The sequence below is a fragment of the Variovorax sp. 01N425 genome (genome assembly GCF_056399465.1).
This window is the reverse complement of sequence record NZ_JBFTRJ010000011.1, coordinates 25444-39678: the sequence shown is the minus strand read 5'-3', so window position 1 is coordinate 39678 and position 14235 is coordinate 25444. Positions and strand designations below refer to the sequence as shown.

13 protein-coding genes and 2 pseudogenes are annotated in these 14235 nt (G+C 64.7%); 7 read left to right on the top strand and 8 right to left on the bottom strand.

Going from position 1 to position 14235, the window contains the following annotated elements:
* Position 1 precedes the first annotated feature (1 nt).
* From AC1DSC_RS20335 to AC1DSC_RS20315, 5 genes and pseudogenes are all read left to right on the top strand, one after another.
* Entirely contained in the window at positions 2-1378 is a 1377-nt protein-coding gene (locus AC1DSC_RS20335; RefSeq protein WP_018905798.1) for an NAD-dependent succinate-semialdehyde dehydrogenase, read from the top strand.
* 74 nt (positions 1379-1452) lie between these two features.
* The gene (locus AC1DSC_RS20330; RefSeq protein WP_018905799.1) at positions 1453-1860 is read left to right on the top strand and encodes a GFA family protein; all 408 of its coding nucleotides are present in this window, start codon (positions 1453-1455) and stop codon (positions 1858-1860) included.
* 30 nt (positions 1861-1890) lie between these two features.
* Positions 1891-2250 (top strand): annotated as a pseudogene (locus AC1DSC_RS20325) ((2Fe-2S)-binding protein); the annotation flags it as partial.
* Complete coding sequence (locus tag AC1DSC_RS20320; protein WP_478080276.1) at positions 2247-4496, top strand: xanthine dehydrogenase family protein molybdopterin-binding subunit; 2250 nt, start codon at positions 2247-2249, stop codon at positions 4494-4496. The pseudogene AC1DSC_RS20325 and the gene AC1DSC_RS20320, both read left to right, overlap by 4 nt.
* Positions 4493-5776 carry a c-type cytochrome gene (locus AC1DSC_RS20315; protein ID WP_478080275.1) on the top strand — a complete coding sequence of 428 codons (1284 nt, stop codon included), beginning with the start codon at positions 4493-4495 and terminating at the stop codon, positions 5774-5776. The genes AC1DSC_RS20320 and AC1DSC_RS20315 overlap by 4 nt, the downstream gene beginning before the upstream one ends.
* 100 nt (positions 5777-5876) lie before the next feature.
* Here AC1DSC_RS20315 and AC1DSC_RS20310 read toward each other — a convergent pair whose 3' ends face one another.
* The 6 genes from AC1DSC_RS20310 to AC1DSC_RS20285 form a co-directional block, all read right to left on the bottom strand.
* Complete coding sequence (locus AC1DSC_RS20310) at positions 5877-6662, bottom strand: enoyl-CoA hydratase/isomerase family protein (protein ID WP_018905803.1); 786 nt, start codon at positions 6660-6662, stop codon at positions 5877-5879.
* Positions 6663-6708: 46 nt separating this feature from the next.
* Positions 6709-7464 (bottom strand): ABC transporter permease, encoded by a 756-nt coding sequence (locus tag AC1DSC_RS20305; protein ID WP_018905804.1) that lies wholly within the window; start codon positions 7462-7464, stop codon positions 6709-6711.
* Between the two features lie 13 nt (positions 7465-7477).
* A complete protein-coding gene (locus AC1DSC_RS20300; protein ID WP_027729474.1) occupies positions 7478-8236 on the bottom strand; it encodes an ABC transporter permease in 759 nt (252 codons plus the stop codon).
* Positions 8233-8964 carry an ABC transporter ATP-binding protein gene (locus tag AC1DSC_RS20295; RefSeq protein ID WP_018905806.1) on the bottom strand — a complete coding sequence of 244 codons (732 nt, stop codon included), beginning with the start codon at positions 8962-8964 and terminating at the stop codon, positions 8233-8235. The genes AC1DSC_RS20300 and AC1DSC_RS20295 overlap by 4 nt, the downstream gene beginning before the upstream one ends.
* A 94-nt stretch (positions 8965-9058) precedes the next feature.
* Positions 9059-10000 (bottom strand): ABC transporter substrate-binding protein, encoded by a 942-nt coding sequence (locus AC1DSC_RS20290; protein WP_018905807.1) that lies wholly within the window; start codon positions 9998-10000, stop codon positions 9059-9061.
* 205 nt (positions 10001-10205) lie between these two features.
* Positions 10206-10850, bottom strand: a complete 645-nt coding sequence (locus AC1DSC_RS20285) for a flavin reductase family protein (protein ID WP_018905808.1) — start codon at positions 10848-10850, stop codon at positions 10206-10208.
* 174 nt (positions 10851-11024) lie between these two features.
* Between AC1DSC_RS20285 and AC1DSC_RS20280 the strand changes: the two genes are divergently transcribed.
* Positions 11025-12047 carry a LacI family DNA-binding transcriptional regulator gene (locus AC1DSC_RS20280; RefSeq protein WP_018905809.1) on the top strand — a complete coding sequence of 341 codons (1023 nt, stop codon included), beginning with the start codon at positions 11025-11027 and terminating at the stop codon, positions 12045-12047.
* Positions 12048-12056: 9 nt separating this feature from the next.
* Positions 12057-12375, top strand: a pseudogene (panD, locus tag AC1DSC_RS20275) (aspartate 1-decarboxylase); the annotation flags it as partial.
* 554 nt (positions 12376-12929) lie between these two features.
* On the opposite strand, the gene AC1DSC_RS20270 reads toward panD, so the two are convergent.
* Both AC1DSC_RS20270 and AC1DSC_RS20265 read right to left on the bottom strand, forming a co-directional pair.
* The gene (locus tag AC1DSC_RS20270) at positions 12930-13988 is read right to left on the bottom strand and encodes a universal stress protein (protein ID WP_478131914.1); all 1059 of its coding nucleotides are present in this window, start codon (positions 13986-13988) and stop codon (positions 12930-12932) included.
* Positions 13989-14108: 120 nt separating this feature from the next.
* A complete protein-coding gene (locus AC1DSC_RS20265) occupies positions 14109-14231 on the bottom strand; it encodes a hypothetical protein (protein ID WP_018905812.1) in 123 nt (40 codons plus the stop codon).
* Positions 14232-14235: the final 4 nt, after the last annotated feature.

Genomic DNA, 14235 nt, shown 5'->3' with positions numbered 1-14235 from the left:
AATGAGCTTTCGCACCATCAACCCGGCCACGGGCGAGTTCGTCAAGGAATTCCCGCTGCAATCCGACGAACAGGTGTTCGCCGCGCTGGAGACCGCCGACAGGCGCTATCGCGAAGACTGGAAATTCAGGCCGGTGGCCGAGCGCGCCAAGATCGTCGCCCGCGCTGCGCAGATCCTGCGCGAGAAGCGCGACGAATACGTCGAGTATCTCACCCTCGAGATGGGCAAGGTCACCCGCTTCGGCTACATGGAGGTCGACCTGGTCGCCGACATCCTCGACTACTACGCGAAGAACGCGGAGCGTTTTCTTGCGCCGCAGCCGCTGCCTGACGAGCCCGGCGCCACGGTGGTGGCCGAGCCGATCGGCGTGCTCTTCGCCATTGAGCCGTGGAACTTTCCCTACTACCAGCTGGCCCGCGTCGCCGCGCCGCAGCTCGTCGCGGGCAACGTGGTGCTCATGAAGCATGCGCCTAACGTGCCTCATTGCGCACTTGCCTTCGCGCGGCTCTTCGAGGAAGCAGGCGCGCCGGAAGGCGTCTACACCAACCTCTTTTGCAGCGTCGAGCAGGCCGCGAAGCTGATCGACGACTTCCGCGTGCGCGGCGTCGCCCTGACCGGCAGCGAACGGGCGGGCGCCTCCGTTGGCGAACGGGCCGGGCGTAATCTCAAGAAGGTGGTGCTCGAGCTGGGCGGCAGCGACCCGGCGCTCATCCTGAAGGGCGCGCCGCTCGATCACGCGGTCGAGCAGTGCGTGATGGGTCGCACGTTCAACTCGGGTCAGGGCTGCGTCAACATCAAGCGCGTCATCGTCGTGGGCAAGGAGCGCGGTGCGCAGATGCTGGCGGCGCTGAAGGAGCGGTTCGCAGCGATCAAGGTGGGCGACCCGGCGGACGAAGCGACGGTGCTCGGCCCGCTGGTCAGCGAGACCGCGCTGAACGGATTGCTCAAGCAGATCGAGGAGGCGAAGGCTTCGGGCGCGCGCATCGTCTACGGCGGCAAGCGCGTCGAACGCCCCGGCTTCTATCTCGAGCCGACCATCATCACGGACATCGACGTTGACAACCCGCTCTACCAGCAGGAGGCCTTTGGCCCGGTGCTGTCCTTCTATGTCGTGGACACCGAGGAAGAAGCGATCGAGCTGGCCAATGCCACTCGCTACGGGCTCGGCGGCTACGTCTTCGACGCAGACATCGAGCATGCCAAGCAGGTGGCGTCGCGCATCGAGTCCGGCATGGTCTACATCAACTCCTGTTTCGTCGACTCGCCGGGGCTGCCTTTCGGCGGCGTCAAGAACGCCGGCTTCGGGCGCGAGTTGGCGGAAGTGGGTATCGGTGAATTCCTGAACCGCAAACTGATCCGGGTTGCCAGCGCGGCTTGAACATCGCAACACGGACAGAGCAGCCCATCAAGAAGGAACCCGGTATCCCGGCTTTCGATAGAGAAAGAAAAATCATGAACCATCGCGAAGGCGGATGCCTCTGCGGCGCCGTGCGCTACGTGCTGAAGGGCGAACCGCAGGCCGCAGCCATATGTCATTGCAGGCACTGCCAGAGACAAAGCGGCAGCCTCTTCTCCTTCAACCTCTTCATCGCCGAAGCCGACTATGAGCAACGCGGCGAGACCAAGTTCTTCGAGGACAGGGGCGACAGCGGACAGCTCTCTTACCGGCATTTCTGCGGGAGCTGCGGCTCGCCGGTGATTACCAAGGTGGCGATGATGCCCGGTCAGGTCCTGGTGAAGGCCGGCACGCTCGACAGCCTGGAGGGACTGCCGTCCCCGCAGGTCGAGATCTATACCGACCGCGCGGTGGAATGGCTCGCGCCGTTCACCGGCGCGAATCGTTTTGCGCTCAGCCCATGAACGGCCACACGTTCGCCATCACGAAGACCTGGCACCAAGTTCGGGTGCGGCATCGCGCAATGCGGTGCCTGTACCGTGCATCTCGACGGCGTCGCGACTCGCTCCTGCGTGATGCCTCTGGCGGCAGTCGCAGATCGAAAGATCACCACGATCGAAGGCGTTGGCGCAACGCCCATCGGCAAAAAAGTCCAGGACGCATGGCGCGCACTGGACGTCGTGCAATGCGGCTACTGCCAGTCAGGCCAGGTGATGTCGGCGACAGCGCTGATCGCCAGCAATCCGGCACCGAGCGACGCCGATATCGATGCTGCCATGGCCGGCAACATCTGCCGATGCGGCACCTACAACCGGATTCGTGCCGCGATCAAGCAGGCCGCGAAGAGCACATGAGCACGTCACACGAATCGTCTGGTGCGCGGCAGAGCGTGGGCCTGTCGCGCCGCAGTCTGCTCGGGTTGGTCGCCACGGTAGGCACGGCCGCCGGTGGCGGTTTGTTGTTCGGCTTCAGCGTGCCGGCACGCAGCCAGGGCGGGGCGCGCACGTCGGTGATCGACGGCGACGGCGTCGAGATGCCGCGCGAGGGCGTATTCGCCCCCAACGCCTTCATCCAGATTGATCGCCGCGGCAAGGTCACGCTGGTCATGCCGAAGGTCGAGATGGGGCAAGGCGTGTACACGTCCATTCCGATGCTGCTTGCCGAGGAGCTCGAGGTGCCGCTTGCGAGCGTCACGCTCGCTCATGCGCCGCCGAACGAGAAGCTCTTTGCCGATCCGATGCTGGCCGAACAGCTGACCGGCGCTTCGACTTCGATTCGCTACGCATGGGAGCCGATGCGAAAGGCCGGCGCGAGCACGCGCACCTTGCTTGTCATGGCCGCTGCACAGCGCTGGAAGGTCGATCCCTCGGGCTGCGTGGCGCGGGAAGGGCGGGTCTTGCATCCGCAGACCAGTCGCAGCATTGGTTACGGTGAGCTGGTCGATGTCGCAGCCAGACTGCAGCCACCGCAGAATGTCAGGCTAAAGGAGCCCAAGGACTTCAAGTTGATCGGCACCCGCGTGAAACGCCTCGACTCGCCGGAGAAGGTGAATGGTGCCGCGGTCTTCGGTCTGGATGTGCGTGTGCCCGGCATGGTGTATGCGGCGATTGCGACCTGTCCGGTGTTCGGCGGCAGGCTGGCGAAATTCGACGACACGCACACGAGAAAAATTCCCGACGTGCAGCAGGTCGTCAGCTTCGACAACGGGGTCGCCGTGATCGGGGCGCACACGTGGGCCGCGAGGCGCGGTCTGCAGGCGCTCGAGATCCAATGGGACGAGGGCGCAGGCGCCGACGTTTCGACCGAGACGATCGTCACCGACCTCGTGAAGGCGTCGCAGCGCAGCGGCGCGGTGGCGCGCAAGGAAGGCGATGTCGAGAAAGCCTTTGCCAACGCGAAGACGCGTATCGATGCGATCTACCACCAGCCGTTTCTGGCGCACGCGACGATGGAGCCGGTGAACTGCACGGTGCACGTCCGGCCGGACGGCTGCGAGGTGTGGGTGGGCACGCAGGTGCCAGGCCGCGTGGCCGATGCGGCGGCGAAGGTCACTGGGCTGCCGCCGGAGAAGATCATCGTCCACAACCATCTGCTGGGCGGCGGGTTCGGCAGGCGCCTGGAAATCGACATGGTCACGCAGGCCGCGAAAGTGGCAAGGCAGTTGAATGTGCCGGTGAAGGTCGTGTGGACGCGCGAGGAAGACATCCAGCACGACATGTATCGGCCGTACTACTACGACCGCATTTCCGCCGGCCTCGACGCGAACGGCATGCCAGTGGCTTGGCAGCATCGCATCGTCGGTTCTTCGATCCTGGCGCGGTACGCACCGGCCGCGATGATGAAGAACGGTGTCGACCCCGATGCCGTGGCCGTGGCGGCCGAGTTGCCCTACGACCTTCCCAACCAGCTCGTCGACTACGTTCGCCAGGAGCCGCGGGGCATACCCACGGCGTTCTGGCGCGGCGTGGGTCCGACGCGCAGCGCGTTTGTCGTTGAGACCTTCATCGACGAACTCGCGACGCACGCGAAGGTAGATCCGGTGAAGTACAGGCAAGCCTTGCTCGGGAAGTCGCCGCGCGCGCTGAACGTGCTCAACGAAGCCGTGCGGGCGGCCAGATGGGCGGCTGGTGCACCACAAGTTAAGGGCAAAGGTCGGGGCGTGTCCCTTATGCACGCATTCGGCAGTTTCTTCGCGATGGTTGTCGACGTGACCGTGGACGATGGTGAGGTGAGCGTGGATCACGTGACCTGCGCAGTCGATTGCGGCATGGCGGTCAATCCCGACACGATCGAGGCCCAGATGCAAGGTGGCATCGTCTTTGGCCTCACGGCGGCGCTGTACGGCGAGATCACCTTCAAGAATGGACGCGTCGAGCAGAGCAACTTCAACGACTATCGGGTCTTGCGCATCAATGAAACGCCAGACATCGACGTGCATCTCGTGAAGAGCAGCGAAGCGCCTGGCGGCATCGGCGAGCCGGGCACCTCGGCGTTGCAACCGGCGCTCGCCAATGCGATCTTTGCGGCCACCGGCAAGCGGTTGCACGCCTTGCCAATCGGCGACCAACTGAAATCAAACGCGAGTGGAGGCCGTCGATGATCCACGCACCGAAGACGTTTGCCACGCTGGGATTTGCGCTCTCACTGGCATCGGGCGGCCCCGCCACGAACGCGCATGCCGCTACCGCGCCCGACCAGGCGCTGGTTTCGCGCGGAGCCTATCTTGCGAAGGCGGGCGATTGCATCGCCTGCCACTCAGCACCGCGCGGCAAACCGTTCGCCGGCGGCCTGCCTATGACAACGCCGGTTGGGCGCATCTACTCGACCAAGATCACGCCCGATCCGGACACCGGCATCGGCCGCTACACCCAGGAAGAATTCATTCGCGCGATGCGCGAAGGCATCGCAAGAGATGGCCACAACCTGTATCCGGCCATGCCGTATCCGTCGTACGCCAAAGTCAACGATGGCGACATGCAGGCGCTCTACGCCTACTTCATGCATGGTGTGGAACCCGTGAACCGGGAGAATCAGAAGTCCGAGATTCGGTGGCCATTGGGCATCCGCTGGCCGCTGAAAGTATGGAACTTCATGTTCCTCGACAAGGGCGTGTACCAGGACAAGCCCGGCAGGGATGCTGAGTGGAATCGCGGCGCCTACCTGGTGCAGGGGCTGGGGCATTGCGGCTCGTGCCACACACCGCGCGGTGTCGCGTTCCAGGAAAAGGCAGTCGACGAAGGCGGCAGCACGTTTCTCTCCGGCGCGTTGATAGAAGGCTGGTTTGCCTCGAACCTGACGGGTGAGCACAACGTCGGCCTGGGCCGCTGGAGTGGACCGGAACTCGTGAGCTTCCTGAAGACCGGCGCGAACCGGCATGCCACCGCGTTCGGCTCCATGACGGAGGTCGTCAACAACAGCACGCAGGCGATGACCGATACCGACCTCGGCGCGATGGCCGCCTATCTGAAAACGCTTCCGGCGCAGGGCGGCAATGGCGCACCACCCTATGCCTACGACGCGCAAAAGACGAAGGTGTCGCTGAGCCGGCCGGCCGGCAATGCAGGCGCCCGCATCTACACGACGCATTGCCTGCAGTGCCACGGCGCCGATGGGCGCGGTTTCGCGCCCATGCTCGCGCCGCTCGCCGGCAATCCCAATGTGTTGGAGCGCAATCCGTCGTCACTCATCAACGTGACGCTGAACGGCACCGGGGATCTCGTCGTTCGAGGTATTCCGGCGGCGTACCCGATGCCCAAGTACGCCGCCGTGCTAAGCGATCGGGACATTGCCGACGTGCTGACCTTCATTCGTGCAGGCTGGAACAACAGCGCGGGGGCAGTCAGCCCGAAGGAGGTCGCGAAGTTGAGAGGCGGCTCCTGACTTCATCCTTCCTAACATTCCATTGGAGGTCAGGATGGATCGGCTCCGGCGACGAAGCACCCCGCCGGCTGGAAGCGGGGCGAGATGTCAGTTGCTCGCGTCAGCTGCCCGTGTATGCCGCCGGCCGCCGTTCGGAAAAGGCCGCGACGCCCTCGTGTGCATCGCGGGTCAGGAGCAGTTGCCGTTGCAGCGCCGATTCCTGGAGCAGGCCTTCCTCGACGGAGAGTCCATAGCTGGCAAGTACCGAACGACGCGCGGCAACGACCGCGAGCGGTCCATTCTTGGCGAGCTGCCGGGCGATGGCCAGCGCGGCTTCTTCGAGCGCCTCGCTGGACACCAGCTCGGTCACGAGGCCGTGGTTGAGCGCGAAGGCCGCGTCGAACGTGTCGCCCGTGAGGATCATCCGCATCGCAACACCCAGTCCCGTCACCTTGGCGAGCCGCTGCGTGCCTCCACCACCAGGAAGAATGCCTAGCCTGGCTTCGGGAAGGCCGAAGCTCGATGTGTGCGTCGCGATGCGGATGTCGCAGGCAAGCGCCAGCTCCAGCCCGCCAGCCACGCAGAATCCGTCGATGGCCGCGATCGTCGGCTTGGCGACGTCCTGAGCGCCAGTCAGTCCGCCGAAGCTGATGATCGACGTGGGTTCCTGGCTGGCCGCGCGGCCACGCCGGTAGGGCAGGTAGTCGCGAATGTCGGCGCCGGTGCAGAACGCACGGCCTCCCTGGCCGGACAGGATCGCGACCTTCAGTTGCGGGTCGTCGTTGAAGCGCTGCCAGGCGTCCGCAAGCGCACGGTCGTGCTCGACGTCCAGCGCGTTGTGCTGCTGGGGACGGTTGATGACGATGCGGGCAATGGCGTTGTCGATGATCTGGAAATCGATGGACATCTGGATGGTTCGTTGGGCGAAAAAAGAAGGGAAGAGTGAGGAGGCGTCAGCGCCCGATGCCCGGCAACTTCCTCGAGACGCAGCGCTCCAGCCACTCGAGCGCCCAGTTCACGCCGACGCCGATGAGGCCCACGGTGGACAACAGAGCGAAGACGGCGGGCGCGTCGAAGTCGCGCTGGGCGGAAAGCAACATGCGTCCGACGCCCGGGCGCGTGGCCAGCATCTCCACGAGAAGCGCGACGATGATGGCCAGCGGCACCGCCACGCGAAGCCCTGCGATCACGCTGGGCAGGATGCTGGGTACGTAGATGTTCATCACCTTGCTGCGGGTCGAGATCCGCAGCGTATGGCCGGTGTTGACGAGGGTCGGATGGATGGCCCGCGTGGCCTGCAGCACATTCAACAGGATGGGCCAGAGCGCGGCGAGCGAAACCACGGTGGCTCCGAGCACGGCGCCGCTGCCGATCAGCAGCATGGCCACAGGGACGATGGTGGGCGGCGGCACGGACCGCAGGAACTCGAGCGTGGGCGCCACCGCTTCGGAAACGGCAGGCCGGGCGCCGAGGATCGCGCCCATGGCTGTGCCCACCACGCCGGCGATAAAGGTGGACAGTACGACGGTCTTCAGCGTGGCCAGCACGGCGAGTTGAAGCTCGCCGGCTGCGAGCATCGCCTGCGCGCTCGAGAGCCAAGTCTGAGGCGGCGGTGCGATGGGCGAGGCGGGGTCGCCCACGGCTTGCCAAAGGCACAGCAATGCGACGGGCGTGGCAAGGCTCAGGAGGATGCGAGACATCTTGTTCATGGGCTCGCTCCTTTCAGCTCGCCTGGGCCAGGCCGGGCAGCAGGCGCCGGACGGCGAAGCCCAGGGCGAAATTAGCGCAGACGCCCAGCACGCCGATGGCGAAGAGGTACGCGAAGGTCTCGCTCGCCCGCATCGCTTCCTGCGCGCTAACCAGTCCCCAGCCGAGGCCGGCAGGATTGCCGACCATTTCAGCGACCACGCTGACGACCAGGCAGAGGCTGAAGCTGAGGCGCGCCCCCACGAGAATCTGGCTGAAGGCTGCGGGTGTGACGACGCTGCGCAACGTGTGCCACTTGCTCAAGTGCAGCGTGGCGGCCGTCTCGAAGATTCTTGCGTGAAGCCCTTCGATGCCGGCCCTGCTGCTGGAGATGAGCGGCCAGATACTGGCGAACACCGTCACGGTGATCTCGGTCTTCCATGAAAAACCGAAGACCAGCACCGCGGGTGGAATGAGCGCCACCGCCGGCAACGGCCTGAGCAGTTCGATGAAGAGCGACAGCATGGTGCGAAGCGTGCTGAAGGTGCCCAGCGCCATGCCGAGCGGTATGCCTATGAGCAGGCAGATCGCCCAACTCGCGAGGGCCGCGGCGAAGGTGTGCGCGGCGTCCGCGACCAGGCGCCCGTCGATGAGACTCTCGGTGAGCGCGCGACCGATCTCGGTGGGCGTGGGCAGCACGTTGAAACCGTCGTTGACCATGACGGCGAGTTGCCAGGCGCCGAGGAGCGCGACGGGCAACAGCCATTGGCGGGCCCTGCGCGAGTGGCCGGTCATCGGGCGGCTCCGTGCAAGCGCTCCAGCAACTCGTGCCGCGCGTGCAGGTATTCCGGCATCTCCTTGGTGGAAATCTGGTCGCGGCGCGCGGGGAGAGGCGGGCGTATTTCCGAAGCGATCGTTCCCGGCGATCCTGCGAGCAGGACGACGCGATCGCCGAGATAGACGGCCTCGTCCACGTCGTGCGTGATGAAGACGATGGTGGCACCGGTGCTCGCCTGAATGTTGCGCAGCTCGTCCTGCAGCTTTGCTTTCGTCATGGCATCGAGCGCACCGAAGGGCTCGTCCATCAGCAGGACCTTGGGTTGCAATGCCAGGGCGCGCGCAATCTGTAGCCGCTGTTGCATGCCGCCGGAAAGCTTGGCGGGGTATTCCCGTTCGGCCTTCTGCAGGCCCACCAGCGCGAGCGCCGTGTCGATGCGCCGGTCGAGCTCTGCGCCGGAGATTTTTTCCTCGATGCCGAGCGCGACGTTAGCGCGCACGGTTCGCCACGGCAGCAGGGCATTGCCGTAGTCCTGGAACACGGTCACGACGCCTTCGGGCGGGCTGCGGAACGCCTTGCCTTCGTATAGGACGGCGCCGCTTGTCGGCGCGCAGAAGCCGCCCAATGCGCGCAGCAGGGTGGTCTTTCCGGTGCCCGATCCGCCCACCAGGCACAGAAACTCCTGCCGGCCCACTTGCAGGTCGATGCCCTGGAGGATCGTCTTGTCGCCGATGGCCGATGCCAATCTGACTTCTGCGCGTTCGCAGCTGAATACGGGTGAATTCATGTTTCTCTGGCCCGAGGGCCGTTGTCTCTTCGGGTTGTCTCTTTGCGTTGCGTCACTCGAAGCTGGCGCCCGCCGCGGTCAGCTTCTCGTTGATGGCGCCTACAGCCAGAGACGCCTTGATCCAGGTGTCGATCGCCGCGTCGTCCAGCCGGGTGCTGTAGGCGGGCAGGCGCACCGCGTTGGCGATCTCGTCGGGCAGGCGTGTCCACTTTGTGAGCACCGCGCGCGATGCCTTGTCGTTCTTCTGGATGTATTGATTCGCCTCGTCGAGTGCCGCGCGCCAGGCGAGCACCGCCGCGCGGTTGTCTTTGGCCCACTGGCCGTTGGCCATCCAGCAGGTCAGCACCACCGGGTCCGCCACCGAGAGCATCGGATTGCCCAGGCTGGTCGTGGCGACCTTGCCCGGCGCGGAGGCAAAGGGCTCGACGATCTCGGCCGCCGCGACGCGCCCGACCGCCAGTTGGTCGCCCATGTTGGCGAAGGCCATCTCCTGGAAGCGGATGTCGTTGGTGTCGATGCCCTGTTGGCGCAGTGCGTTCAGCGTTGCAATGTGGATCACGCCGTTGAGCGAAGGCGTGGCGACGACCTGCCCCTTGAGGTCGGCCATGCGCTTGACCGGTCCGTCTGCGCGGGTCAGCAGGCGCATCTGCTGGTTGCTCGACATCTCCTGGGTGTTGCCCGCGATGCCGACGACGTCCAGCTTCTTGAGCCGCGCCTTGATGATGTCGATGGGCGTGCAGCCCGATACCTCGAACTGCCGGCCCAGTGCGCCCACGACGGTCGAGACGTTCTGCACCGTCGTGATCTCGACGTCCAGGCCATGGGCCTCGAACAGACCTTTGTCCTTGGCGACCCACAGCGGCAGCCATGCAGCCGAAACGACGGATGCGACCCGCATCTTGGTCTTGGCGGTTGTTTGTGCCACGGCTTCCAGGGGCGTGGCAAACGAAGCCCAGATCAGCAATGGAGCGAGCAGGCGAAAAACGGATTGCATGGGGTCTCCTTTATGTGAATGAGTTGGTCCAGTACCAGCGGCAAGAAGACGCACGCTGGCCGATCGGGCCTTACCGCAAATGGCGCGGTTCAGCGCAGCCGATGCCATCAGATCGGTCATGGCGAAGGCTGTATGTACGAGTCGTGGAGACGCGCGCTTCCGTCGCGTCGTCTCCAGCGATTGCTGCGAACGGACGGCCCGTCCGCTAACTGCCGTGCGAGTCGCGAAGGGCTTCGTCGGGCGCGCGGTGGATCTCGACCATCCACTCCTGCGACAGCAATGCGTAGTCACTCAACCCACCGCATCGCATGAGCGGGCGAGCCAACGCGGTCTGGTAGACGCCATCCTTGAGCAGATCGTGGTCGATGTGGACGCCGACAACCTCCCCGAGGACCAGCCATCCAGGCAACTGCTCTCCGCGCGTGTTTCGGAACTGCACCACATCCACCACCTTGCACTCCATCGAGGCTCGGCTTTCAGCGACGCGCGGCGCGCTCACCTTGTTCGCGGCAATGGCTGTCAGGCCAGCCAGCTTGAACTCGTCGACTCCCCGGGCCACCGGTTGGGAGGTCATGTTCATCTGCTCTCCGAGGTCTTCGGATACCAGGTTCCAGACGAACTCGCCCGTCTCCACCGCGTTCTGCGCGGTGTCCTTCCAGCCGGTGCTGGCAAAGCCGAGGATGGGTGGGTCGTAGTGGAACGTGTTGAAGAAGCTGTAGGGCGCGAGGTTGAAACCTCCCTCCTTGCTCCTCGTAGAGATCCACCCAATGGGCCGCGGCGCGATGATGGAGTTCAGCGGGTTGTGCCGAAGCCCGTGCCCTGCAGAGGGCTCGTAGAAATGAAACTCCATATGCGCAGTCCTTGGAAGCCTTATCAGGCCGGAAAATAAATCTCGAAAACGATTTCGGTGAATGTTAAAAACCCTTCGAGAAAATGTCAAGAATGGGAAGAGGAGGCCTCTGAAATCGGTTTCGCAACTTGCTCTTATCAGCGACAATGACGCCCTGAATCAAGGGACCATCGATTGAACATTCATGAATTTGCAGCGAAGCTGAAGCTCTCGGTCAGCACCGTGTCCAAGGCCATGAACGGACGGGAAGACGTGAGCCAGGCAACACGAGAGCGAGTGCTTGCGGCTGCGGCCCGTCTTGGCTTTTCACCGGATCCGGCCGGGCGGAGGTTGAGGCGCCAGTCGTCAGACACCATCGGCTTCGTGCTCTCGGCCCCGCAGGCCTCGTTCGTGCACCCGTTCTTCCTGAACATGTTGATGGGCGTGGACGAGCAACTCGACGGGTCGAATTACCAGGTCATCATCGCCTCGGCACGAAGCATCGAGACGGAGATCGACGTGTTCAAGCGCCTGGTCGAGCGCCAGCGCGTGGACGCATTGCTGTTTGGCCGCACTCGGCGGGACGATGAGCGGATCGCGTATCTCCAGAAGCGCGATATTCCTTTTGTGGCGTTCGGCCGGAGCGACACACAGAAGGGTTTTCCGTACCTGGACATCGACCACACCGTCGTCGGGCGTGCTGGTTGCGCGCGATTTATTGCGCTGGGCCATCGCCGGATTGCGTTGGTGCACGCGCCCGAGTTCCTGATGTTCAGCCACCACCAGCGAGTGGGTTACGAGGCAGCGCTTCGCGCGGCGGGAATCCCCATCGATCCGGCGCTTTGCCTTGAAGCCGCGCCTTCCGAAGAGGGCGGAGTCGATGCGGCCCGTCGTCTCTTCGAACTGCCCGATCCGCCCACCGCCATCGTGTGCGGACATGACATCGTGGCCATGGGCGTCATGCGCGCTATTTCAGAGACTGGCAGGGTTCCGGGGAAAGACATCGGGGTGATCGGGGGAGACGACCATCCGATCGGTCGCCTGCTGTCCCCTGCGCTGACGACGTTCAGCGCAGAAACCCACCGCGCCGGAAAACGGATGGTGGAGATGCTCCTTGCGCGCCTGAACGGGACGCCTGCCGAAGAGCTTCAGGAACTATGGAACCCGGAGTTGATACTTCGCGCGTCGGACGGTCCGCCGCGCACCTCGGCCCCGTGAGGAAGGCCGGCATGCGCAATCGATGAGGATCTTCTTGACGCGGCCAACATGGTGGAAAACGAACAGGTGCATGTCTGGAACATCAATAATGGCGAGCGTTTCGTCACGTATGCGATCCGCGGCCAGCGCGGCAGCGGGATCATTTCAGTCAACGGATCGGCGGCCAGACGGGCATCCGTTGGTGACTTGATCATCAATCGCCGCCTTCGGGACGGTGGCAGAGGAGAAGGTGACTGACCATCTTCCCAAGCTTGTCTTCGTCGACGAAGCCAACCGCATCAAAAAGCAGCGCGATCACGTGCCCGTGCAACTCGCAACAGCAAGCTGACTTCCTGCTGTTTCTCGATGGGGCGCTATGACAAGAATGGGTTCATAAATGCCGCAGCCGCGTCTGTCTCCGACTTCAGTGCTCAGGTTGATGGGGTGAGCTCGTGTGTGGCTGGATGTGTCTCAGACTTCAAGGTGCAGGACGAAGGGGAGAGGCGGAGGCCTTAATAGGTAACTGTGTCTCAGACATTAATGGCAATGAACAATCGTCCCGGTACAGCTCGGCCATCGCGTTGTCATGGGCGTTACTTTTCATCATCTGCTCTCTGCGGCCAGTCCTGCCAATAACCCACCGCCCGAGCGGTGTCCGCATCCTGCGTGGGCGCGTCACCCGCCGAGTTACAGCCACTGTCGAATGTCGCCGCGAAGCCGCTTGAGGCAGTCGACATACAGATCCTCGTGCTCGTCGGCGCTCAGGTGGTGTTCGATCCGGTACATCGTCATTTTCGTCCAAGAACGGAATTTTTCCGCGCGCAGAACCGGCGCGGCAAGGACTTCATGCCGATGCGGAGGCAAGCGGGCTCTCGGCGGTGAGGCGGTTTCATCCGATGATATTCATCCCCCGTTCGAGCAAGACGCACCCGCGCGCACGCGCCGGGTCATCCGCTGTCCACCGCCGAGCCGCTCGAGGGCCGCTGACTTCGTCGCCGCCTGGGGGTTGTGAGGAACGATCAGGACATCGCCGGCGGCATGGCGCAGCACGCGCTGTGCCACGCTGCCGAAGACGAAGTCGGACATCGCCGAGGCTGGATGCTTGCCGACAACGAGCAGCTCGGCGCCGCTGTGCTGCTGCTGGACCACGGCCTGCCGGGCCGGATCGCCGCGGCCGATGGCCCAGGACACGCGGTTTCTGCGGGCATCGGTGGAATCCGTGAACCGCACGATCTGGTCCCGTGCGTACCGCGTGCACTCCTGTCTGTAGGCCCTGACCACGTGCTCGGGAACGTCGGCGCTGCGCAGCTTGCGCTCGTTGATCGTGCTGATGGCGTGGAACAGGTCGATTCGCGCCGATCCGTTGAGTGCGAACGCGCGCTCCACCAGGATGCGCGAAGCCCGCGTGAAATCGATGGCGACGAGCAGGCGCTGGTAAGGCCCCTCGGCCTGCTGCCGCACCACGAGCATGGGACGCTGGACCCTCCGCAAGAGGCGCTCGGTCCATTGGCCGCGCACAAAGGCCAGCAAGCTCCGCTCCCGGGGCATGGCACCCATGACCAGCAGATCCGCGCCACGCGCTGCGCTTGCCACGTGCTCCGGTGTGCTGGCCATCGGGTTCGTCGTGCGCACGCGCAGCCCATGGCGCTGGCCGAGCTGCAATGCCTGGTGCGCCAGCCGCGACGCGGCGCGGGCGCAGGGAGGCTCGCCGGGCGCGGCCGCATAGAGCAGTTCCAGGCTGGCATGGTGCTCGGCAGCCAGGCAGGCGGCGCGCGAGAGGGCAGGCTCCGAACGCGCAGCGAGGTCGGTCACGGCAAGAATGGTGGTGCAGTCGCCGCTCGCTTCGGCCGAGTCCCGGAGGTCCGCGAGGCTCGGCAGGTGGTTGGTCCCGGGCCGCTTGTTCAGGCGGGCGAAGTCAAGGTCGGTGAGCGTGCGCTCGCCGTGGATCGTTGCTGCATGCATTGACGCACTCCATTCGTGCGGACCCGTCGGTGGACGACGGCGGCCGCGGCCGCGCGGGACGGGTGCCCGGCGGTGGATGGTTGCGCTGAAGAAGAAGGAAGAAGGAAGCGACCGCCGGGCCTAGGGATGTGCGGGCAGTTGCCTGCGGCCCGCCTTCAAGGCCACGCGCGCACGCGCGCACGCCGCTGCAATGAGCAGCGCCGCAGCAAGGGCGTGGGTGAAGGCGGCGAGGGTGGTCGACATGGCG

Coding starts and splice junctions, on each gene's coding strand:
- AC1DSC_RS20335 (WP_018905798.1), top strand. CDS start 2: ATGAGCTTTCGCACCATCAACCCGGCCACGGGCGAGTTCGTCAAGGAA.
- AC1DSC_RS20330 (WP_018905799.1), top strand. CDS start 1,453: ATGAACCATCGCGAAGGCGGATGCCTCTGCGGCGCCGTGCGCTACGTG.
- AC1DSC_RS20320 (WP_478080276.1), top strand. CDS start 2,247: ATGAGCACGTCACACGAATCGTCTGGTGCGCGGCAGAGCGTGGGCCTG.
- AC1DSC_RS20315 (WP_478080275.1), top strand. CDS start 4,493: ATGATCCACGCACCGAAGACGTTTGCCACGCTGGGATTTGCGCTCTCA.
- AC1DSC_RS20310 (WP_018905803.1), bottom strand. CDS start 6,662: ATGTCCATCGATTTCCAGATCATCGACAACGCCATTGCCCGCATCGTC.
- AC1DSC_RS20305 (WP_018905804.1), bottom strand. CDS start 7,464: ATGAACAAGATGTCTCGCATCCTCCTGAGCCTTGCCACGCCCGTCGCA.
- AC1DSC_RS20300 (WP_027729474.1), bottom strand. CDS start 8,236: ATGACCGGCCACTCGCGCAGGGCCCGCCAATGGCTGTTGCCCGTCGCG.
- AC1DSC_RS20290 (WP_018905807.1), bottom strand. CDS start 10,000: ATGCAATCCGTTTTTCGCCTGCTCGCTCCATTGCTGATCTGGGCTTCG.
- AC1DSC_RS20285 (WP_018905808.1), bottom strand. CDS start 10,850: ATGGAGTTTCATTTCTACGAGCCCTCTGCAGGGCACGGGCTTCGGCAC.
- AC1DSC_RS20270 (WP_478131914.1), bottom strand. CDS start 13,988: ATGCATGCAGCAACGATCCACGGCGAGCGCACGCTCACCGACCTTGAC.
- AC1DSC_RS20265 (WP_018905812.1), bottom strand. CDS start 14,231: ATGTCGACCACCCTCGCCGCCTTCACCCACGCCCTTGCTGCGGCGCTG.